General features: G+C 67.2%; 20 protein-coding genes. 15 read left to right on the top strand and 5 right to left on the bottom strand.

Annotated features, from left to right (window positions below; translation table 11 throughout):
- Nucleotides 1-106: 106 nt before the first annotated feature.
- Both BST12_RS04375 and BST12_RS04380 read left to right on the top strand, forming a co-directional pair.
- On the top strand, nucleotides 107-775 hold the full coding sequence (locus BST12_RS04375; protein WP_245850068.1) for a M15 family metallopeptidase: 669 nt from the start codon (nucleotides 107-109) through the stop codon (nucleotides 773-775).
- Nucleotides 776-839: 64 nt separating this feature from the next.
- Entirely contained in the window at nucleotides 840-1,649 is an 810-nt protein-coding gene (locus tag BST12_RS04380) for a methyltransferase domain-containing protein (RefSeq protein ID WP_083111918.1), read from the top strand.
- Nucleotides 1,650-1,651: 2 nt separating this feature from the next.
- Here the strand turns inward: BST12_RS04380 and BST12_RS04385 are convergent, their stop codons facing one another.
- A complete protein-coding gene (locus BST12_RS04385) occupies nucleotides 1,652-3,166 on the bottom strand; it encodes an amidase (protein WP_083111780.1) in 1,515 nt (504 codons plus the stop codon).
- A 115-nt stretch (nucleotides 3,167-3,281) separates the two neighbouring features.
- On the opposite strand from BST12_RS04385, the gene BST12_RS04390 reads away from it, so the two are divergent.
- On the top strand, nucleotides 3,282-4,238 hold the full coding sequence (locus BST12_RS04390) for an LLM class F420-dependent oxidoreductase (protein WP_083111781.1): 957 nt from the start codon (nucleotides 3,282-3,284) through the stop codon (nucleotides 4,236-4,238).
- Between the two features lie 4 nt (nucleotides 4,239-4,242).
- Here the strand turns inward: BST12_RS04390 and BST12_RS04395 are convergent, their stop codons facing one another.
- Together BST12_RS04395 and BST12_RS04400 are read right to left on the bottom strand one after the other, a co-directional pair.
- Entirely contained in the window at nucleotides 4,243-4,557 is a 315-nt protein-coding gene (locus BST12_RS04395; protein ID WP_083111919.1) for a DUF4286 family protein, read from the bottom strand.
- A gap of 20 nt (nucleotides 4,558-4,577) precedes the next feature.
- On the bottom strand, nucleotides 4,578-4,859 hold the full coding sequence (locus BST12_RS04400) for a 2Fe-2S iron-sulfur cluster-binding protein (RefSeq protein ID WP_083111782.1): 282 nt from the start codon (nucleotides 4,857-4,859) through the stop codon (nucleotides 4,578-4,580).
- 103 nt (nucleotides 4,860-4,962) lie between these two features.
- Between BST12_RS04400 and BST12_RS04405 the strand changes: the two genes are divergently transcribed.
- The 4 genes from BST12_RS04405 to BST12_RS04420 are packed head-to-tail and all read left to right on the top strand — an operon-like array spanning nucleotide 4,963 to nucleotide 9,090.
- Nucleotides 4,963-6,363, top strand: a complete 1,401-nt coding sequence (locus tag BST12_RS04405; protein ID WP_083111783.1) for a class I adenylate-forming enzyme family protein — start codon at nucleotides 4,963-4,965, stop codon at nucleotides 6,361-6,363.
- Complete coding sequence (locus BST12_RS04410; RefSeq protein WP_083111784.1) at nucleotides 6,341-7,246, top strand: acyl-CoA dehydrogenase family protein; 906 nt, start codon at nucleotides 6,341-6,343, stop codon at nucleotides 7,244-7,246. Before BST12_RS04405 ends, BST12_RS04410 begins: the two co-directional genes overlap by 23 nt.
- On the top strand, nucleotides 7,233-8,321 hold the full coding sequence (locus BST12_RS04415) for an acyl-CoA dehydrogenase family protein (RefSeq protein WP_083111785.1): 1,089 nt from the start codon (nucleotides 7,233-7,235) through the stop codon (nucleotides 8,319-8,321). Before BST12_RS04410 ends, BST12_RS04415 begins: the two co-directional genes overlap by 14 nt.
- A 1-nt stretch (nucleotide 8,322) precedes the next feature.
- Complete coding sequence (locus tag BST12_RS04420; RefSeq protein ID WP_083111786.1) at nucleotides 8,323-9,090, top strand: enoyl-CoA hydratase/isomerase family protein; 768 nt, start codon at nucleotides 8,323-8,325, stop codon at nucleotides 9,088-9,090.
- Nucleotides 9,091-9,101: 11 nt separating this feature from the next.
- Here BST12_RS04420 and BST12_RS04425 read toward each other — a convergent pair whose 3' ends face one another.
- Entirely contained in the window at nucleotides 9,102-9,971 is an 870-nt protein-coding gene (locus tag BST12_RS04425) for a proline iminopeptidase-family hydrolase (RefSeq protein ID WP_083111787.1), read from the bottom strand.
- A gap of 126 nt (nucleotides 9,972-10,097) precedes the next feature.
- Between BST12_RS04425 and BST12_RS04430 the strand changes: the two genes are divergently transcribed.
- From BST12_RS04430 to BST12_RS04465, 8 genes are all read left to right on the top strand, one after another.
- A complete protein-coding gene (locus tag BST12_RS04430; protein ID WP_083111788.1) occupies nucleotides 10,098-11,237 on the top strand; it encodes a thiolase family protein in 1,140 nt (379 codons plus the stop codon).
- 138 nt (nucleotides 11,238-11,375) lie between these two features.
- Nucleotides 11,376-11,675: a PE family protein gene (locus tag BST12_RS04435; protein ID WP_083111789.1), complete on the top strand. Its 300-nt coding sequence runs from the start codon at nucleotides 11,376-11,378 to the stop codon at nucleotides 11,673-11,675.
- A 14-nt stretch (nucleotides 11,676-11,689) separates the two neighbouring features.
- Nucleotides 11,690-12,823, top strand: a complete 1,134-nt coding sequence (locus BST12_RS04440; protein ID WP_083111790.1) for a PPE family protein — start codon at nucleotides 11,690-11,692, stop codon at nucleotides 12,821-12,823.
- 223 nt (nucleotides 12,824-13,046) lie between these two features.
- Nucleotides 13,047-14,351, top strand: a complete 1,305-nt coding sequence (locus tag BST12_RS04445; RefSeq protein ID WP_276029719.1) for an MFS transporter — start codon at nucleotides 13,047-13,049, stop codon at nucleotides 14,349-14,351.
- Nucleotides 14,348-15,877: a glycosyltransferase family 2 protein gene (locus BST12_RS04450; RefSeq protein ID WP_139801485.1), complete on the top strand. Its 1,530-nt coding sequence runs from the start codon at nucleotides 14,348-14,350 to the stop codon at nucleotides 15,875-15,877. Before BST12_RS04445 ends, BST12_RS04450 begins: the two co-directional genes overlap by 4 nt.
- 97 nt (nucleotides 15,878-15,974) lie before the next feature.
- Nucleotides 15,975-17,267, top strand: a complete 1,293-nt coding sequence (locus BST12_RS04455; protein WP_083111792.1) for an MFS transporter — start codon at nucleotides 15,975-15,977, stop codon at nucleotides 17,265-17,267.
- Nucleotides 17,251-18,210, top strand: coding sequence for a thiamine pyrophosphate-dependent dehydrogenase E1 component subunit alpha (locus tag BST12_RS04460; RefSeq protein WP_083111793.1), 960 nt, complete (start codon nucleotides 17,251-17,253; stop codon nucleotides 18,208-18,210). The genes BST12_RS04455 and BST12_RS04460 overlap by 17 nt, the downstream gene beginning before the upstream one ends.
- A gap of 75 nt (nucleotides 18,211-18,285) precedes the next feature.
- Nucleotides 18,286-19,506 carry a sensor histidine kinase gene (locus tag BST12_RS04465; protein ID WP_211281202.1) on the top strand — a complete coding sequence of 407 codons (1,221 nt, stop codon included), beginning with the start codon at nucleotides 18,286-18,288 and terminating at the stop codon, nucleotides 19,504-19,506.
- Here the strand turns inward: BST12_RS04465 and narL are convergent.
- Complete coding sequence (narL, locus tag BST12_RS04470; protein ID WP_083111795.1) at nucleotides 19,503-20,153, bottom strand: two-component system response regulator NarL; 651 nt, start codon at nucleotides 20,151-20,153, stop codon at nucleotides 19,503-19,505. The genes BST12_RS04465 and narL overlap by 4 nt on opposite strands.
- Nucleotides 20,154-20,233: the final 80 nt, after the last annotated feature.

The raw sequence follows: 20,233 nt of genomic DNA on the forward strand, positions 1-20,233 counted from the left end.
CCCGCGGCCACTGAGCCGGGAGAATATTCACGTGTTCAGAAAGGCGCGCGTCGCGCTGCTTGCGGTCGCTGCCGGGTTCGTCGCCGTTGCCGGTGCTGGTTGCGAGGTGGCCCGGACCGTCACGGTGCGTCCGGTCGGTACCAGCGCGGTGCCCGCTACCGGTGTGCCCCCGGTCAGCGATGCGGCGCGCGCGGCCGGGTTCATCGACGTCCGCAGCGTCGTTTCCGACGCGGTGATCGATCTGCGGTATGCGACGACGAACAACTTCACCCACCGGCAGTTGTATCCCTCCGGCGCGCGGTGTCTGGTGCACCATTCGATGGGTCCGGCTTTGGCGGCGGCCGCGGCGGCGCTGCGTCCGCAGGGCCAGTTGCTGGTCTTCTGGGACTGCTATCGCCCACACGACGTTCAGGTCAAGATGTACAACGCGGTTCCCAATCCGGCCTGGGTGGCCCGTCCGGGTCCGTATGCGCGCAGCCATGAGGCCGGCCTGTCGGTTGACGTGACCTTCACCAGCCCGCAGCAGCCCTGCCAGTCGGGACAGCAGGCGGCGAGATTTTGTCTGGCCGATATGGGCACCGATTTCGACGACTTCACCGCTCGGGCAAAGGCTTTCGCGACCCAGGACGTGAGCCCCGCAGCGCAGGCCAACCGGGCCCGGCTGCGGGATGCGATGAAGTACGGCGGTTTGACCGTCTACTCCGGCGAGTGGTGGCATTTCGACGGACCGGGTGCGGGCGAGAACCACCCCATTCTCAACGTGCCGGTCGACTGACGGTGCGTTTCACTATTTGAGACGCTCATCTCAAATAATGGCTTGAAGCGATAGGGTGCGGGACATGCAAGAGCCTCGGACCACCTACACGCATGGACATCACGAGTCGGTGTTGCGCGGCCACCGCAGACGCACGGTGGAAAACTCCGCGGCGTACTTGATGCCGTATTTGCGGCCGGGAGTGTCGCTGCTGGACGTCGGCTGCGGACCCGGGACGATCACCGCAGACCTGGCCACCCGGGTGACGCCCGGGTCGGTGACGGCCGTCGAACTCACCGACGATGCCCTAAACCTGGCCCGCGCGGAGATCCGTACGCACGGGCTGACCAACGTCTCGTTCGCCACCTCGGACGTGCATCGGCTTGCTTTTCCCGACGACACGTTCGATGTCGTGCACGCTCATCAGGTGCTACAGCATGTCGCCGACCCGGTCCAGGCGCTGCGCGAGATGAGGCGGGTGTGTGTGCCGGGCGGCATCGTCGCCGCGCGGGACGCCGACTACGGCGGCTTCATCTGGTATCCCCAGCTGCCCGCACTCGACCGATGGCTGGACCTCTACGACCGGGCGGCGCGCGCCAATGGCGGCGAGCCCGATGCGGGCCGCCGGTTGTTGTCCTGGGCTCAGCAGGCCGGCTTCGACGACATCACCGCGACCGGCAGCACCTGGTGTTTTGCGACGGCCGAGACGCGTCAATGGTGGGGTGAGATGTGGGCCGACCGGATCCTGCAGTCCGACTTGGCTCATCAACTCGTGGATTCTGAGATGGCCACTAATGCCGAGCTCGAAGACATTTCGGGGGCGTGGCGTTCCTGGGCCGCGGCGCGCGACGGTTGGCTTGCCATACCGCACGGCGAAATCATCTGCCGGGCATAGTGTTACGCCAACGGCGGCGGAAAACCGCCGCATAGCGCTTCGAATGCGCCGGCCGCCCGCAGCACCGTGGCGTCGTCAAACCGCCTGCCCACGATCATCATCCCGGCGGGCAGCCCGTCGACCATGCCGGCAGGAACCGAAATGGCCGGGTGGCCGGTGATATCGAAGGGCGCAGTGTTGATGACCTTGCCGAGGGCGGGTCCGATCGCCGAGAGGTCTGCTGGAAGCGGTTGGGCGGTAACCGGAGTCGTCGGCAGCACCAGCACGTCATACCGTTGCAGCGCGTCGTCGTAGGCGGCACGCATGTAGGGAACCAGATTGCGCGCCTTGGCATAGCCGCTGCCGCCCAGTGCGCGAAGGCCGTAGTGCCCGCTCAACGCGGTCGCCTTGACCAGGGCGGAGAGTTGATCGGCCTGGGTGACTCGTTGAGTTGCGAAGTGCGCCATGAGCTCTGGGTCGTAGAGTCCGTCGGCGCCCAGTCCGCCGTTGCCGTCCAACATCTGGTAGGTGCCGCCCTCGGTGCAGATGACGGTGAATACGTGGAACGCATCGCGGTGTTGCGGCACGCTGACTTCCCCTACGCTGCAGCCGATCTCGGTAAAGCGCTGCGCCACGGACCGGACCAGCTGGTCGACCTCGGGCTGCGAATTCGGCTGTGCGAAGCCCTCGGACAGAATTCCCACCCGCAGGCCGGCGACATCGCCGGTGAGCGCGGCAACGTAATCGACCGTCGGCAAGTCGCTGGGCTGGCGCGGATCCTGGCCGTCGTATCCCGCCAGCACCGACAGCAGCAGGGCGGCGTCGGCGACGGTGCGCGTCATGGGACCCAGGTGATCGATGGTGCGCTCCAACGGAATTGAACCGGTATAGGGCACCAGGCCGTAAGTGGGTTTGAGTCCGACAATGCCGCACAACGACGCCGGAATCCGGATCGACCCGGCCTGATCGCCACCGACGGCCAACTCGACCGCGCCGGCGGCGACGAGTGCGGCGCTGCCGCTGGACGAACCGCCGGTTTCGCGGGTGGTGTCCCAGGGATTGCGCACCGGCCCGGAGGCCGAGGTGAAGCTCGACGACGAGCAGCACAGGTCTTCGCAGACGCTCTTGCCGGCAATCGTGGCGCCGGCGGCCAGCAGCCGCTCGACCACGGTCGCGTCGCGGCTCGGGACGAAGCCCTCTACCGCGCGGGATCCGTTCATCATCGGAACACCGGCCACGGCGATGTTGTCCTTGATCGCCACCGTCCGCCCGGCCAACGGCCCGTCGGCGCCCGAGCAGATATCGGTCGTGACGTACCAGGCGCCCAACGGGTTTTGCTCCGCCTCGGGGAATCGATGGGCGCGGTTGGGCGGCTGCGAGCGGGCGAGCCGGTTGTACAGGTCATCGACCGCGTCGTAGGAGCTCATGGATGCGGTCACGATCGCCAGGAACTCCTGTCGAGCGGGCGCGTCGAGGTGAAAACCGAAGTGTTTGGCCGCGGCGTCGATGTCGGCCGCCGATGGCCTGGAAATCGCCATGTCGAGCCAGCTTAGAGCAGGTCAACGCGTGGTATTGGCATTCTCTTTTTTTGCAAGTACGTTATCCATCAGTGGATAATGCAGTAGAGCTGATCCCGCGGGCGGTGGAGGAAACGTGCGCATCGGAGTGATGGTCGGACCCGAGCGCGGTGATTCCGCGCGCAAGGTCGCCCGGATGCTGGCCGACATCGACTGGGCCGAAAGCGCCGGCCTCGACACCGCGTGGATTCCGCAGATCCCCAACGACTTCGATGCCCTGGTGGCGGTTGCGCTGATGGGCACGCGCACCAGCCGGATCGAATTGGGCACCGCCGTCGTCCCGCTGCAAGCCCAGCACCCGATTGCCCTGGCGCGCCAGGCTTTATCGGTACACGCCGCCACGGGCGGGCGCTTGGTGCTGGGCGTCGGGCCCTCCCATCACTGGATCGTGGACGACATGCTCGGGATTCCCTACGAGCGCCCGGCCGCATTCACCCGCGACTACCTGCAGGTGCTGGACGCCGCGTTCGCCAACCCTGGCCCGGTGGACGTGCAGAACGACTCGTTCCGCGTGCACAACCCGCTCGATTTGAATCCGGTGGCACCGCTGCCGGTGCTGGTGGCCGCGCTGGGTCCGGTGATGCTGACGCTGGCCGGTGAACGAGCCGACGGCACGGTGCTGTGGATGGCCGACGAGCGCGCCGTCGCCGAGCATGTCGTGCCGCGCATCACCAAGGCCGCCGACAATGCCGGGCGCCCGGCGCCGCGGATCGTCGCCGGCATCCCGGTATGTCTTTGTGGCGCAGGCGAAGTCGAAGCCGCCCGGGAGCGCGCCAATCGAATCCTCGGAGAGGCCGAGGTATCGCCGAACTATCAGCGGCTGCTCTCCTACGGCGATGCCAAGGATGTCGGCGATATTTGCGCAGCCGGTGACGAGGACGCCATCGCGGCCAGGTTCCGGCGGTTCGCCGACGCGGGTGTGACGGATCTTTCGGTGCGGCTATTGCCCATCGGCGACAATCGGGACGAGCTCGTCGCCTCCAAGCGCCGAACCCGGGAGATGATCGCCGCGCTCGCGGCGCAGCTTCGCTGAGGACCTACGGCTGGTAGTCGGTCGTCACCTCGAGTAGCCGCATCACCGGCGGCGGATCCATTTGCAGGGCATCCGACATGTGCAGGTTGCGAGCATTGCGGTACATGTTCTGCAGCACCGATTGCAGGTCGTCGGCCTCGACCTCGTAAAGGGCAACGTAGGGTCCGTCGCCATCGACCGGCCGCAGCCGGCGGGCCGAGACGATTCCCTCCAGCGCCACCAGTTCGGGTAGGTGGATCTCGTCGTACCAGGTGTTGTACTCCTGGTCGCGGTCGGGCGAACTCGGTCTAGTCTCGACGTAAATGATCCCTTTGGCCATCCGGTGTGCCTTTCTGCTCACTACTCGTAACGCACGGTGATCGGCGCCGCATCGGGCACCCCCTGGCAGGTCAGAACGTAGCCCTCGGCCACTTCGTCCTCCTCGAGCGCGTCGTTGACCCGCATGCTTGCGCTGCCTTCGGTAAGCCGGGCCATGCACGTCCCGCAATTGCCGGCCTCGCAGTTGAAAGGCGGGTCCAGCCCGGCCCGTCGCGCGCTTTCCAGCAGCGTCTCGCCGGGCACCAGCGGAACCGACACCTTCTTGCGATCGAGGTAGATCGTCACCATGCCGGCCTCCGTCATGACCGCCCTTCCACGGACCGGTTCCGCACTTGCGTTCTTCACTGTAGAGAATACTATTCTCATCAGAAGATAGGATCTTCTCGCAAGCCGGAGGGAATCAGACTTGACCGAGCCGGCCGCGCTCGTGTTCGAGGAGCGGCAATTCAGCTTGCCCGAACTCCGCGCGCTAGGTGCAGGGCTGGCCGCGACGCTGGCCAAGATGGGCGCGAGGCACGGCGAACGGATCGCAGTCATGGCGTCCAACCGGCCCGAGTTCGTCGCCGCGGTGAGTGCGATCTGGCAGCTGGGAGCAACGGCCGTACTGATCAGCCCGGCCTGGAAACGCGACGAGGTCGAGCACGCGCTGGCGCTGACCAATCCGGCGCATGGGGTTGGAGACCATCCGGTGCTGGCCGGCCTGATGCCGATGCTGCACCTGGACGAACCGATCGCTCCCGCAGCGCCGCCGCCCGAGCCACGACCCGGCGCCGACGCCTTGCTGGTGTTCAGTTCCGGCACTACCGGCCTGCCCAAAGCCGTCCGGCACACCCATGCGTCCCTGGATGCCGCCATCGGGCACTGGCGCGACGCACTTGGGCTTACCGCACGCGACCGCATCCAGGTCGCGACCCCGCCGTCGCACATCCTCGGCTTGCTCAACATCCTCACCGCGCTGCGCACCGGGACCCGGATGCGGCTGCATCGCCGATTCGACGTCGACGCCATGCTGCAGCACATCGAAACCGACCGCATCACAATGGAAATGGCCGTTGCGCCCATCGCATTGGCCATCGCCTCGCACCCGAACCTCGAGTCATACGACCTGTCGTCCTTGCGGTTCATCATGTGGGGCGCCACACCGGTCACCGCCGGCATCGCCGAGGCGGTGACCCGGCGCACCGGCGTCGGCTGGGTCCCCGCCTACGGCACCACGGAGTTGCCCGTCATCGCCTGCAATCCGGTGGCCGGGGCTCGGCTTGATGCGGTCGGGCGTCCGGTGCCGGGCGTAGCGCTGCGGGTGGTATCGCTTGATGCCGGTGAACCGGTCGATCCGGGGGAGGTGGGTGAGATTCAGGCGCGGTCGAATTCGCTGATGGCCGGTTATCTGCCGGCCGCGGCGACCGCGGAGGCGTTCTGTGACGGCTGGTACCGGACCGGCGATGTCGGCGCGCTCGACGCCAACGGTTGGTTGCGGATCACCGACCGCCTCAAGGAAATGATCAAGGTGCGCGGCTTCCAGGTCGCGCCCGCCGAGATCGAGACCGTCCTGCACGGTCATCCGGCGGTCAAGGACTGCGCGGTGTTCGGGGTCCCCGACGGCGCCAACGGGGAAGCGGTCGTCGCCGCCGTCGCAATACACGCACCGGTGGATGCCGCCGAGCTGGCCGGCCGGGTGGAAGCGAAGCTGGCGTCCTATAAACGTCTGAGCCGGGTTGTCTTCGTGCCTGACATCCCTCGACTGCCCTCGGGCAAGGTCCTGCGCCGAGAGCTCAAGGAGCGCTATGGATGTACGTCTGACAGCTGAACAGCAGCAGTTGCGTGACGCGGCGGCCAAACTGGCCGACGATCTTGGCCCGGCAGCGGTGCAAGATCTGACCGACGAGAAACGAATAACACGGCTGGACAAGCAGATCGAGACGGCCGGCTGGCGATCGTTGCGCTCGGACGGGGCATCCGGCGTCGAAGTGGCCCTTGTCGCAGAGGAATTCGGCCGCCGGCTGGTGGACGCGCCGTTCCTGGGCCCGGTGCTGGCCGACGACTTGGCCCGCCACCTCGACGTCGGGGCCAGCCCGGCGACAATAGCGGTCGGCGACATCGCGATCGATGCCCGCGGATATCGGCGGGCCCTACTGTTGGCCGGTACCACCGTGCTGACCGCCGAGCTCGACGGTGATCCGGCGGGTGCGGATCTCACCCGAGCGGCCAAACGCATGGCGTCCGTACCGGTTCCCCTCGGCGAGGTGTCCACCGAGGTCGCCGGACGCTGGCAGGCGCTGGCGCTGGTGGCCACGGCGGCCGACCTGGTGGGGGACGCGCGCGGCGCCCACGCCGTCGCCTGCGACTACGCGAAAATCCGTGAGCAGTACGGTAAACCGATTGGGTCGTATCAGTCCATCGCACACCTGCTGGCCGAAAGCCTTGCCTTGATTGAAGGTTCGGTTAGTGTGCTGCGTCATGCTGGGTGGGCGGTCGACGAACTCGAACCGGCGCAGGCGATTCGGGCCGCCCAGATCGCGAAGGTCTACTGCGCGCGGGCCACCCGAACCGTCTGCGAGAGCGCCGTGCAGGTGCACGGCGGCATCGGCAATACCTGGGACTGTCTGGTGCATGTCTATCTGCGCCGGGCGCTGACCTCCACCGAGCTGTGGCCGGTGCACCTGAAGGAGATCGACTTTGGACTTTCGTGATTCGCCGCAGGAAGCCGCCTTCCGGGACCGGCTGCGGTCCTGGCTGTCCAGCAATGCCGGGAAGTATTCGGGCTCAGGCGATGAGTACTGGGCTCGACAGGCGCAGTGGCACCGCGCTCTGTACCAAGAGGGATTCTTCGGGCTGTCCTGGCCCCGTGAGTACGGCGGTCAGGAGCTGGCGCCGGTGTATGACGTCATCGTCGACGAAGAGCTGGCCCGGGCCGGCGCGCCGCCGCGTCCCAGCGTGGGCTACCTGGTGTTCGGTATCGGCAGGCACGCCAGTGACGAACTGCGACAACGCTTTCTGCCCGGAATCATCAACGGCAGTGAACGCTGGTGTCAGGGTTTCAGCGAGCCGGGAGCGGGCTCGGATCTGGCGTCGTTGACCACCACCGCCAGCCGCGACGGCGACGACTATGTGATCAACGGGCACAAGATCTGGACCAGCTACTCCGACGTGGCCGACTGGTGTCTGCTGCTGGCCCGCACCGACCCGACCGCCAAACGGCACCGTGGACTGTCGGCATTCGTGGTCGCGATGAAACAGCCTGGCGTGCAACAGCGTCCGCTGCGGATGATGAACGGCGTCACCAACGAATTCGGGCAGGTCTTCTTCGACGGCGCGACCGTTCCGGCCGACCGGATGGTGGGCGCTCCCGGTGACGGTTGGGCCGTTGCCATGACCGTCGTCGGACATGAGCGCGAACCCGCCACGCTCGGCTACGCCGCCCGCTACAACAAGTTGGTACGAAACCTGTTTTCCCGCAGCGGTAATGAGACGACAGAAGAACTGGCCTGGGCGGCGGTCCAGGCCGAAATGCTCACCCACCACGTCCGGCGCCGGCTGTCCGAGCAGCTGGACGGGGTTTCGCACGGCCCCGAAGGATCGCTGGACAAGCTGTTGATGACGTGGGTGGAACAGTCCGTCGGCCATGCCGCGCTGAGCGTGGGCGGCACCGGCGACCCCGACCTGCTCAGCGCCTACCTGTACAGCCGCGCACAAAGTGTGATGGGCGGAACCTCGCAGATACAGAAGAACATCATCGCCGCACGAATTCTGGGATTGGGAGTCTGACATGTACGGCATGCCAAGTGAAATCGACGTTCGCGCCGACGGGGCGCTGCGCATCATCACCCTCAACCGCCCGGATGACCTCAACTCGGTCAACGACAACCTGCACGTCGGACTCGCCCGGCTGTGGCAGCGACTGACCGACGATGCCTCGGCCCGCGCGGCGGTGCTCACCGGCGCCGGCCGAGCGTTCTCGGCGGGCGGGGATTTCGCCTACCTCGCCGAACTCGCCGAAGACGCCGACCTGCGTGCCAAGACCATTCGCGACGGGAGAGAGATCGTGCTGGGCATGGCGCGCTGCCGAATCCCGTTGATAGCGGCCGTCAATGGCCCGGCAGTGGGGCTGGGGTGCAGTCTGGTCGCGCTGAGCGACATCGTCTACATCGCCAAGGGCGCCTTCCTGGCCGACCCGCACGTGCAAGTCGGCTTGGTGGCCGCCGACGGCGGGCCGCTGACCTGGCCGCTGCACATCAGCCTGATGCTGGCCAAGGAATATGCGTTGACCGGTACCAAGATTCGGGCCGAGCGGGCCGTCGAGCTCGGCCTGGCCAACCACGTCGCCGACGACCCGTTAGGCGATGCGATCGATTGCGCCCAGCGCATCATGCAGCTGCCGCAGCAAGCGGTCGAAAGCACCAAGCGGCTGCTCAACATTCAGCTGGAACGCGCCGTGCTGGCCAGCCTGGACTATGCCCTTTCGGCCGAGCATCAGTCGTTCACCACAGAGGACTTCCGCACCATCGTCGCCAAGCTGACCTCCGGGAAGAACTGAGCCATCCCCGGTCAAATATCTTGTGCCCGAAGGAAATCGCGCATTATCTGATCGAAGCGCTCCGGCTCTTCGAGGAAGGGCAGGTGCGCGGTGGAGTCGAAGAATTCGAACCGCGAGCCCGCGATGCGCGAATGCATTTCCCGCATGTGGTCGGGGGAGAACTCGTCGAATCTGGCGGCCAGGAGCAGCGTCGGAATCGCGATCTCGGCCAAGCGATCCACCACGTCCCAATCCTCGATCGTGCCGTTGATGCGAAACACGCTGGGCCCGAACATGGTTGCGAAGATCTCGGTGCCCATATTCTGAAATGCCGCTTCGAGTTCGGTGGGCCAGGGTTGGAGCCGGCACAAGTGCGTGGCGTTCCAGATCCGGATCGCGGCCTGATATTCCGCAGCGGTAATCGTGCCCGCGTCCTCGTGGCGGTCGATGGCGGCTTGGGTGGCCGGGTCCAAACCGGACTTCAACCGCGCCACGTTCTTCGAGAATTCGGATATGGACGCGGCGCTATTGGAGATGGTCAGGCTGACGGCACCCGCGGGTGCATCGAGTACGTACTGCAGGGCCAGCATCGCTCCCCACGAATTGCCGAAAACGTGGAAGCGGTCCAGGCGTAAAGCGCCCACCACGGCCTTCATTTCGGCCATTGAACGTTGCATAGTCCACAGCGCGGGGTCGGTAGGGCGTTCGGACTTACCGCAACCGAGCTGGTCCCAGTAGATGACCTCCCGCTCGCCGGCCAGTCGCTGCAGGGAGTCCAGGTATTGATGGGGCAGGCCTGGGCCGCCGTGCACGACCAGCAGGGGCAGCCCCGGGCCGCCGGGGACACGCTTGAACCAGACTTCTCCGCCCGGGACCGCGATGGTCCCCTCGGCCTGCGTCACATGCCGCAGTCTAGAGAGCCGCCGCGGCGCCCTCCTTGCAACTCGTACTCTCAATCTGAGAGAATAGGGTTCTCATGAATGTGCGGCCGGCTCTCGGGCCGCGCTTTGCCGAAGTGGAGAGAACCTGTGCCTGAAGCCGTCATCGTGTCTGCCCTGCGAACTCCGATCGGAACCGCACGGAAAGGAACCCTGCGCGACACCAGCGCTTTCGACCTGGCACATCACGTGGTCAGCGAAGCCGCGGCGGATCTGGACCCCGCGCAGATCGACGACGTCATCCTCGGCGAGGGCCTCTACGGAGGCGGGGTGATCGCTCGCCACGCTGCCGTCACCGCGGGGCTGTCCCAGGTGCCCGGTTTGGCCAACAACCGGCACTGCGCGGCCGGGCAGGCCGCGGTGCAGACCGCGGCGGCCAGCGTGCGCGCCGGGATGGACGAACTGGTCATCGCGGGCGGGGTGAACTCGGCATCCACCTCGCCGCGGTCGCGACTGCAGGTGGACGGCGAGTGGGTCGACTGGTTCCCGCCCACCCATCCAGACCGGCCCGACGCGCCAAACCTGGACATGTCGATCACGGTGGGCTGGAACGCCGCGGTAAAGGCGGACGTGAGCCGCGAGGAAATGGACGCCTGGGCGCTGCGCTCGCATCGCAATGCGATCGCCGCCATTGACGAGGGCCGCTTCAAAGAAGAGATCGTGCCGATCCAGACACCGCATGGCCTGTTCGAGGTCGACGAGCATCCGCGCCGGGACACCAGCATGGAGAAGCTGGCCGCGCTCAAGCCGCTGCATCCGGAGATCGAGGGCTTCTCGATTACCGCCGGCAATGCCTGCGGTGCCAACGACGGTGCCGCCGTGTTGACCATCGCCAGCGACCGGCTGGGGCTGCCGGCGCTGGCAAACGTGCGGGCCTGGGCCTCGGTGGGTGTGGACCCGGCGCTGACCGGCCTGGCGCCGGTGGATGCGATTCCGAAAGCACTCGCCCGCGCGGGCCTTTCGATCGCCGACGTCGACTTGTTCGAAATCAATGAGGCCTTCGCGGCGATGTGCGTGGCCACCATCAAGATGCTCGACTTGGACCCCGACCGGGTGAACGTCAGCGGCAGCGGCTGCTCACTGGGCCACCCGGTGGCCGCGACCGGAGCCAGGATGCTCGTGACGCTGGTGCACGAGCTGCGCCGGCGCGGCGGCGGAGTGGGCGTCGCGGCGATGTGCGCCGGCGGGGGAATGGGTTCGGCGACGGTCATCGAGGTTACGGCACCGTAACCACGTACGGTTGACGGGCGCGCCATAACCCCAGGTGGGGGACACATCCTCCGTCAATCGGGGGACAGGGTGATTCAACCCGGATGGTGACCGCTCAGCCGACATACATTTCACTGTCGAGACGGCACTGTTATGGCTATGTCATTCGTGACCAGCCAACCAGAAATGCTGATCTCGGCGGCAGGCAACCTCCAGTCGATCGGCGGGGCGATGAACGCCAGCAATGCCGCCGCGATTGCGCCGATCACCGGCGTTGTGCCAGCTGCCGCAGATGAGGTGTCCGCGCTTACCGCTGCGCAATTCGCAGCTCACGGCGCCCTTTACCAAGCGATCAGCGAGCAGGCCGCAGCAATTCACGAAATGTTCGTGACGACCCTCGAGACCAGTGGTGGTTCCTACGCAGCGACCGAGGCGGCAAACGCGATCGCAGCCCGCTAACCGGGGCTGCCGCAATGGTTTATGGGGCGCTGCCGCCCGAGATCAACTCTGGGCGAATGTACGCCGGGGCTGGAGCCGGTTCGATGCTGGCCGCTGCCGCGGCATGGGACGGGCTGGCCGTCGACCTTAACTCGACAGCCATTGAACTCGACACCGCGCTTACCGGCCTGATCAGCGGCCCATGGCTGGGTGCCACCGCGACGACGATGGCCGCGGCCGCCGCACCCTACGTAGCGTGGCTGAACCTGACCGCGGCGCAGGCCGAGCAGGTCGCGGGCCAGGCCAAGGCCGCGATCGCCGCCTACGAGACGGCGTACTCGATGACCGTGCACCCCGCGCTGATCGCGGCCAACCGGACCCGGCTGACCAACCTGATCAGCACCAACCTGCTCGGACAGAACGCCGCGGCGATCGCGGCCGCTGAAATCGAATACGGCGAGATGTGGGCCCAGGACGCGGCCGCCATGTACGGCTATGTCGCCGGATCGACCGCCGCGACCCGGCTGACCCCGTTGATCCCGCCGCCACCGGCGGCCAACCCGGCCGGCCTGGCCAACCAGGCCGCCGCCGTCGTCCAGGCCAGCAGCAATTCAGTCGCCACGAACGTCGCTAACCTGCTGTCCGAGGTGCTCTCGGCATTGGGTGGATCCGGTGCCGGTGAGCTGCCCGGCTGGATTACCGATCTGGACACGGTGATGAGCATCTTCGGCACGCCGTTCTTCGTGTGCACGTCCTCGGCGGGTCTGATGATGTCGATGCTGTCGACCATTAAAGGCCTGTTCCCCGCGGCAGCGGCGGCGGCAGCTGCCGCCGGCAGCGAGATCGCATCGTCGCTGGGCTCCGCGGCCACCGGAGCGCTCAGTTCAGCCGGCTTGACCGGTGCGGTGTCGGCCGCCGCAGGTGAGGCGGCGACGATCGGGCCGCTATCGGTGCCCCCGGCCTGGGCGGCATCGGCCCCGACGCTGACCCATGCCGCGGTGGGGGCACTGCCGGGCGCGGTTTCCGGCGCCGCTCCGCTGGCGGGATCCGGTGCACCCGGACTGCTGGGCGGCCTGCCGCCGCCGGGCGCGGGCAGCCGCGCCGAAGCGGCGGCCAACGGCGCCCAAGACGGCATTACGCCCCTCCGGGTGCTGCCCCAATTCATCTGAGCGGGGTCCGCCAGGGTGGACAACCCAGTGCAAACGAACCAATCGCGGTTTCGCATATGTCCCCCGATCAGCCGACCGGAGTCCGCCACCAAATCGGGCCGATCGGTGGAGTTATGCAATCGTGATCGTCAATAGCGTTCGGGATGTGACGACCACGGCCGCACTTCTCGACTGTGATGTCGATATCTCCGCGGCTTATCTGCGGCTTCAGACGGTCGCGGCCCTGCACCCGGCCGAGCCGGTCGGCGACGGCCCGGCCCCGCAGGACGCCCGTCGCGCCAAGTCGGCCGGAGCCGGCTATCCGCGGGAGATCTGGCTGCTGGTCGGCGGAAACATGTTGGTGCGCGCGTCCGCGTTCGCCTATCCGTTCATGGCCTACCACGTGGCCCACCAGGGTCATGCCGCCGGCGCGGTGGGCGTGGTGTTGGCCGCTTTCGGAGTGGGCTGGTCGGTGGGGCAGTTGTTGTGCGGCTGGCTGGTCGACCGCGTCGGGCCCCGGCTGACGCTGGTGTCCACCATGCTGATCGCGGCCGCGGTGCTCATCCTGATGGCCGATGCGCACACCGTTCCGGCGTTGCTGCTCGGCGCCTTCATCACCGGCGTGGTGTACGACGCGGTGCGTCCAGCACTGGGCGCGTCGATCGTGCAGCATGTTCCGGATCCCGGGGAACGAGCCAAACTCGACGGCTGGCGCTTCGGCTGGATCGTCAGCGCGGGCCGTGCCGTCACCGGCGGACTCGGCGGGGTGCTGATCGGCTGGTCCGGGGTGCCCCTGCTGTACTGGATCAACGGTGTCGCCTGCGCTCTGTTCGCGGTGGTCGCGGCCTGCTGCATTCCAGCCCGCTGCACGCCGGCCCGGCGCTGCGCCGCCCGCGCGCGCAAATCGGCGCGCATCACCTACCGGCAGGCGTTCGCCGACCGTCGGCTGGTGCTGCTTTTCCTGTCCGGCCTGGCGACGCTGACGGCGGTCCGGGGTTTGTACGCCACCGTGCCGATGCTGATGGCCGACCGCGGCCTGGACGCCGGCCAGTTCGGCGAGGCGCAGTTGGCCAACGCCCTGCTGGGTCTCCTCCTTACCCCGGTGTTGACGCCCTGGCTCAGCAAGATCGTCAGCCGCACCAACCCGCGGCTCGACATCTTGGCCGTCGCCAGTATCTGGACGGCGCTGTGCATGGGGGCGGTCGCGCTGGCGCGGACCCCGCTGGCATTCATCGTCGCGACGGCGTTGTGCACGCCGGGCGAGATCGCCTGTCTGGTGATCGCGGCCGGTGTCGTGCACCAGATTTCGCCGCAGGGCAGCGGTGGCCGCTACCACGGGGCCTGGTCGATGGCCCTGGCCATCGCGTCGGTGATCGCCCCGATCATGGCGTCGAGCTGCCTGATGCACGGCGGCCACCAGATGGTCGCGTTCGTCACGGTCACGATCGGCCTGATCGGAGCGGCGCTGTGCCTGCCGTTGGCGCGTGCCCTAGGACACAACTCCCGTTCATTTCAGTTACTACGACCGAAGCGGAGCTATTCATCTTGAGCGCTGACCACCTTCGACGGACGCCGGCCGAGTTAGCTGACCTGCATGCGTTGCCGGTCCGATCCCAAGACCGCGTGTTTGCCGAGTCACCCGACGAGATCGCGCACGCGATCATGCACGACTTCGCCGAGAACAACCCGGACATGTCTGCCCGCCATGGGATTCGGACATGGCAGAAGCGCGTCGCCCAGGTTGTGGCAATCGCCTGCGTCGTCGGCGCGGTGCTGGCGCCCTCGGTGCTCCTGGTGGCCCTGCTCGCCGTCACGACGGTCATCGTGCTGGTGTCGTTCGTCGTCGCGATGGCCGGTCTGCAGTATTCGTTCGGCAAGGGTCGGGGACGCGCGCCGGTCCCGCAACTGGCCGACGAACAGCTGCCCACTTACACCGTGCTCGTCCCGGCATACCGCGAGGAAGAGGTGATCGGTGACCTGGTCGGATGCCTGGCCAAGCTGAACTATCCGGCCGACCGGCTCGAGGTGCTCTTCCTGGTGGAGACCACCGACTTCGAGACGCTGGACGCCATCACCGCGGCCAAGCCGCCGTCGTACATGCGGGTGGTGCCGGTGCCACCGGGACCGCCGCGCACCAAGCCGCGTTCGTGCAACGCGGGGTTGCTGGTCGCCAAGGGCGAATTGCTGGTGATCTTCGACGCCGAGGACCGGCCGGAACCCGATCAGCTGCGCAAGACCGCCGCGCTGTTCGCCGCCAACTCCGGCCGGCTGGCCTGCGTCCAAGCGGTGTTGCAGACCAGCAACGTGCGGACCAACCTGCTCGCGCACTGCTTCGGCGTGGAATACGCCCGCCGTTTCCGCCTGACGGTTCCTGGCCTGGCCGCGCTCGGCGCGCCCTTCCCGCTGGGCGGGACCAGCAACCACTTCCGCACCGAGGTGCTGCGTGAGGTCGGCGGCTGGGACGCCTGGAACGTCTCGGAGGACGCCGATCTGGGTATGCGCCTGCACGCCTTGGGTTACCGATCAGACGTCGTCGACTCCGTCACCTACGGTGACGCGCCGGATCGGTTGCGGGACTGGATATCCCAGCGTACCCGTTGGCACAAGGGATTCATGCTGACTGCGCTCGTGCACACCAGGACACCGCGCGAGACGATCCGCCGGTTCGGCCCGCACGGCCTGCTGACCCTGGTGGTCTTCGTTCTCGGTATGCCGGTCCAATTCCTCGCTCAGACAATGATTTTCGGACTCAGCATCGCCGACACGTTCGGCTACGGCGGCGTGCTGGGAGTGGAAGTCGACCCCGCCGCCATCGGCACGGTCCAGGCCGTCAGCACGGTGACCTGGTTGGTGGCGACCTATCTGGCCTACGGCGAGCAACGGGGCAGCCATCTGCGCGCGATCGCCGCATTGCCCGTGTACTGGGTGGCACACTGGGCCGCCGCGTGGCGCGCCCTCTATCAACTCATCACCGCGCCCTTCCTGTGGGAGAAGACAGCACACCGCGGTGCCGTTACGACCGGGCTCGCAGCAAACGGTGAGCGATTGCCCTTGACGGCCTATGGGGCCGCGTAAGCCCGCGCTGTCCCCCGATCGGGGGAACGGGCGTTCGTCTCATTGTCGGACCGATCGGAGGTACTGGCCGCAGCCCAACGCCTCTACCTTGGCTTTTGTGTCCAACGTGGCAGCCGTCACAGTTCTGGATCGGGTACCGATGACCGATCCGGTACTGACGGCCGCCAAGCCCGACCGGGTTCGCTATCCCGCGGTGATCTGGGTGCTGCTGGGCGGCAGCCTGCTGGTGCGCGCGGCCGGGTTCGCCTATCCCTTCCTGGCCTTTCACGTGGCAGAACGCGGCAATGCCGCCGGCGCGGTCGGCCTGGTTCTTGCCGGCTTCGGTCTGGGCTGGGCAGCCGGACAACTGCTCTGCGGGTGGCTGGTCGACCGGCTCGGCGCCCGCCCGACGCTGGTGGCGACCATGTCGGTGGCGGCCACCACGCTGGTTCTGCTGGCCGGCGCGCACACCGTCCCGGCATTGCTGGCCGGAGCGCTGATCGCCGGCCTGGTTTGCGATGCGCCACGTCCGGTGCTGGGTGCCGCGATCACCGCGCTGGTTTCCGATCCCGGTCAGCGCGCGAAGCTCGACAGTTTGCGGTTCGGCTGGATTCTGAACGTCGGGGCCGGGATCGCCGGCGGCGTCGGCGGTCTGTTGGCGGGCTGGTGGGGTACCCCGGTGCTCTACTGGATCAACGGCATCGCGTGCGCCGGCTTCGCGATAGTTGCGGCCCGTTTCATCCCGAGTGGCTCCGTGCCGAGCATGACCGCGAAAGCCGGTTACCGCCAAGCGTTTTCGGACACGCGCCTAGTTCTGCTGTGCGTATCGAGCGTGGCCACGCTCACCGCGATGATGGGTTTCATCACGGCGGTGCCGATGCTGATGCGCGCATGCGGATTGGGCGCCGGGGCTTACGGCTTCGTGCAGTTGGTCAATGCGCTGGCGGTCACCGCGCTTACGCCGTTGCTGACGCCGTGGCTGAGCAAACAGCTGGCGACTCGTACCAGGCTGGACGTCCTGGCCGGCGCCGGAGTGTGGATGACGGCATGCATGGCAGCGGCCGCACTGGCCCACACCACGGCCGGTTTCGCTTTGGCTACGGCCGCGGGCGCGCCCGCGGAGATCGCCTGGTTTGTGGTCGGCGCCGGCTTGGTGCACCGAATTGCGCCGGCCGCCAATGCCGGTCGCTATCACGGCACGTGGTCGATGACGACAGCGATCTCCGCGGTCATCGCCCCGCTCCTGGCGTCGTGGAGCCTCGGGCATGGCGGACGTCTACTGGTTGCCGCCGCCGCGGTGACCGTCGGTTTGCTCGGTGCGGCGTTGTGCCTGCCGATGGCACGAGTTCTGGCCGGTGCCAAGGAGTTTCCGGCCTACAGGAGGGAGCCGGCATATGACATGCACGCGTGAAGGGCTGACCGCGACCCTGCCCAGTCATCTGCAGCTCTATCGGCGCATGTGGATGCTTCGGTTGCTCGACATGGCTCTGGAAGAGCTGCACATCGAAGGTTTGATCAGCCAACCGGTGCCGGTGGCCTTCGGCCAGGAAGCGGTGGGTGTCGGTGCCACCGCGGCGTTGGTCGAAGGGGATGTCGCGATCACCACCCATCGCCCGCAGGCCCCACATGTCGGGCTGGGCAGCCGGCTCGGTCCGCTGATCGCAGAGATGATGGGGCGCTGCGGCGGCGGGCATGACGCCGTCGATTCTCCCCGCGTCCTGGAGCAACCGCCGTTGTTGGCCATCGGACACGGCTATACGCAGTGGCTGGACGACAACGGCCGGATCACCCTGTGCGTCACCGAGGACGGCGACGTGGATTCGGCTTCCTTCAACGACGCCGCGAACGTCGCCGTGGTTTGGCAACTTCCGGTGGTGATTCTCGTCGAGAACATCCGTCCGGCGTTGAGCGCCCGGCCGGACGGTTACGTGCCGGACACCCAGCTGTACCGCAAGGCGGCCTACTACGGGATGCCGGGCGTATCGGTTGACGGCAACGACGTCGAAGCGGTCCGGGACTGCGTGGCCCTGGCCGTAGAACGCGCCCGCGCCGGCGGAGGTCCCACCCTGGTCCAGGCCATCACCTACCGGACGATCGATTTCGACGAGTCCCAGCGCGGCGGCTATCACGATCCGGTCGGGTCGGCGCGGTTCTTGGACCCGTTGGTCTTCGCCAGAAGGCGGCTCATCGCCGGCGGTGCCAGCCAGGTGCGGCTGGACCAGGTGGAAGAGGCGGCGCGCCGCGAGGTGTCCGAGGCCGTGGCCTACGCCAAGGCCAGACCGCCCCGGCTGGACAGCGGTGAACTCAGCCAAACGGCGGGCGAGGCGGACGGACAGGCCGAGACCCGCTTCTAAAGCCGGCTGCCGGGTGCGCCCCGCGCCGTGGCGAGTGACCCGGTCCGCGGTTCCCGTGAGTACGGTGTTGCGGTAGTGAACGCCAGCGATATCGAACTGGAACGGGTGCGCACAGTTCACCAGTTGCGCTCCTACCGCATTGTTGCGGTGCTGCGCGTCGCTCTGCTCGGGTTCATGGTGGTCGCGATGTTCGTCAGCTCCCCGAAATCGGAGTGGCCCAGTCAGACCACGTTGATCGCCTTCTACTCGTTCGCCGCGCTGTGCGCACTGGTGCTGGCGTACGTGCCGTTCGACCGATTCGGGATGGGCCGTATGTCCGGCGCCGGCCGGTTCGAGCCGTTCGTCTTCACCATCATCGACGTGGTGGCGCTGACGGGGTTTCAGCTGCTGTCCACCGACGGAATCTTTCCGATCTTGATCATGACCCTGTTGCCGGTCCTGGTGGGGCTCGACGTCTCGTCGCGACGCGCGGCGGTGGTACTCACCGTGACCTTGATCGGGTTCGCCATCGCCGGACTTCAGGACCGGTTGGTGGTGCGTTCGCTGCTATGGCCGGATACGGGGTTTCTCTTCGCGCTTTATGCGTTTCTGTGCTGCATAGCGATGGTCGCGGTGCGCATCGAGGAGCGGCGGGTGCGCTCGGTCGCGGCCCTGAGCGCGCTGCGCGAGGAGTTGCTCGCCGAGACGATGACCGCCACCGAAGTGCTGCAACGCCGGATCTCCGAGGCCATCCACGACGGACCGTTGCAAGACGTGCTCGTCGCGCGGCAAGAGCTCGTCGAGCTGGAGACCGCTGCCCCCGGCGACGAGCGGGTGGGCCACGCGCTGGTCGCGTTGCAAAGCGCCTCAGAGCGACTGCGGCAGGCCACCTTCGAGCTGCATCCGGCCGTTCTGGCGCAGGTCGGACTGGGTGCCGCGGTACAACAGCTGGCCGCCTTCACCGCTGCGCGGTCGGGAATCGAGATCACCACCGATATCGACTACCCGGTCCGCAGCGCCAACGATCCCATCCTTTTCGGTGTGGCCCGGGAGCTGCTGTCCAATGTGGTACGGCATTCGCACGCCAAGCATGCGTCGGTCAGCCTTGCGGTCTCCGATGGGACAAGCGTCCTGGACATCGCCGACGACGGGGTGGGCGTCAGCGACGACACCATGGCGCGCCGCCTCGGCCAGGGGCATATCGGCCTCGCGTCGCACCGGGCGCGGGTCGACGCCGCCCGCGGAATATTGGTCTTCATGGAAACGTCGGCGGGCACCCGCGTCCTGGTGGAGTTACCCCTACGATGCCTGAACTAGTCGAGCAACCCCTGTCGCATCGCCTCGGCGACGGCCGCCGCGCGATCGCTGACGCCGAGCTTCTCGTACAGCCGCTGCACATGGGTCTTGACCGTGGACGGCGCCACGTACAACTCGGCCGCGATCGCCGGGATGCTCTGGCCGCGGGCGATGCGGTTGAGCACCTCGCGCTCGCGTGCGCTGAGCACCGGGGCCATCGGTGCCGCCCGTTGCCGAATCTCGCCGGCAAGCCCTCCGACCAGCGAAGGTGCCACCACATCGCGGCCCTTGGCGCAATCGAGCACCGCCTTGACGATCTCGGTGCGGGTGGAATCTTTCAGCAGGAATCCGGCGGCGCCCTGTTGCAGCGCCTGGTAGACAATCGCCGATTCGTCATGCGCCGAAATCAGCAGCACTCGGGTGGGCAGGTCATAGCTGCGTACCGCCGCGGCCACTTGCGCACCGTCCATTCCGGGCATGCGGTAGTCCAGCAATGCGACGTCGGGCAGGTGCGCCTTGATCAACTCAAGCGCAGCCGCGCCGTCGTCAGCCTCCCCGACAACGTTCACCGAGCCGCTCAACGAAAGCGCCCGAACAACGCCCTCGCGAAACAGCGGGTGATCGTCGCCGACCACCACGCGCACTTTCTCGGGCTTGGTCATTTCCATGCAGCGCCGACCATGGCGACGAGTTTAGCCGCTTGCCCGCAAAGTGCCGTTAACAATCGCGCGATGGGCATGTCGAGAGT

The organism is Mycobacterium angelicum, from assembly GCF_002086155.1.
In the GTDB taxonomy this organism is placed as follows: Bacteria; Actinomycetota; Actinomycetes; order Mycobacteriales; family Mycobacteriaceae; genus Mycobacterium; species Mycobacterium angelicum.

What these genes read in the sequence shown, in the direction of transcription:
- BST12_RS04435 (WP_083111789.1), top strand. Translation starts at nt 11,376, where the DNA reads ATGTCATTCGTGACCAGCCAACCAGAAATGCTGATCTCGGCGGCAGGC.
- BST12_RS04460 (WP_083111793.1), top strand. Translation starts at nt 17,251, where the DNA reads ATGACATGCACGCGTGAAGGGCTGACCGCGACCCTGCCCAGTCATCTG.
- BST12_RS04410 (WP_083111784.1), top strand. Translation starts at nt 6,341, where the DNA reads ATGGATGTACGTCTGACAGCTGAACAGCAGCAGTTGCGTGACGCGGCG.
- BST12_RS04400 (WP_083111782.1), bottom strand. Translation starts at nt 4,859, where the DNA reads ATGACGGAGGCCGGCATGGTGACGATCTACCTCGATCGCAAGAAGGTG.
- BST12_RS04420 (WP_083111786.1), top strand. Translation starts at nt 8,323, where the DNA reads ATGTACGGCATGCCAAGTGAAATCGACGTTCGCGCCGACGGGGCGCTG.
- narL (WP_083111795.1), bottom strand. Translation starts at nt 20,153, where the DNA reads ATGGAAATGACCAAGCCCGAGAAAGTGCGCGTGGTGGTCGGCGACGAT.
- BST12_RS04395 (WP_083111919.1), bottom strand. Translation starts at nt 4,557, where the DNA reads ATGGCCAAAGGGATCATTTACGTCGAGACTAGACCGAGTTCGCCCGAC.
- BST12_RS04385 (WP_083111780.1), bottom strand. Translation starts at nt 3,166, where the DNA reads ATGGCGATTTCCAGGCCATCGGCGGCCGACATCGACGCCGCGGCCAAA.
- BST12_RS04440 (WP_083111790.1), top strand. Translation starts at nt 11,690, where the DNA reads ATGGTTTATGGGGCGCTGCCGCCCGAGATCAACTCTGGGCGAATGTAC.
- BST12_RS04380 (WP_083111918.1), top strand. Translation starts at nt 840, where the DNA reads ATGCAAGAGCCTCGGACCACCTACACGCATGGACATCACGAGTCGGTG.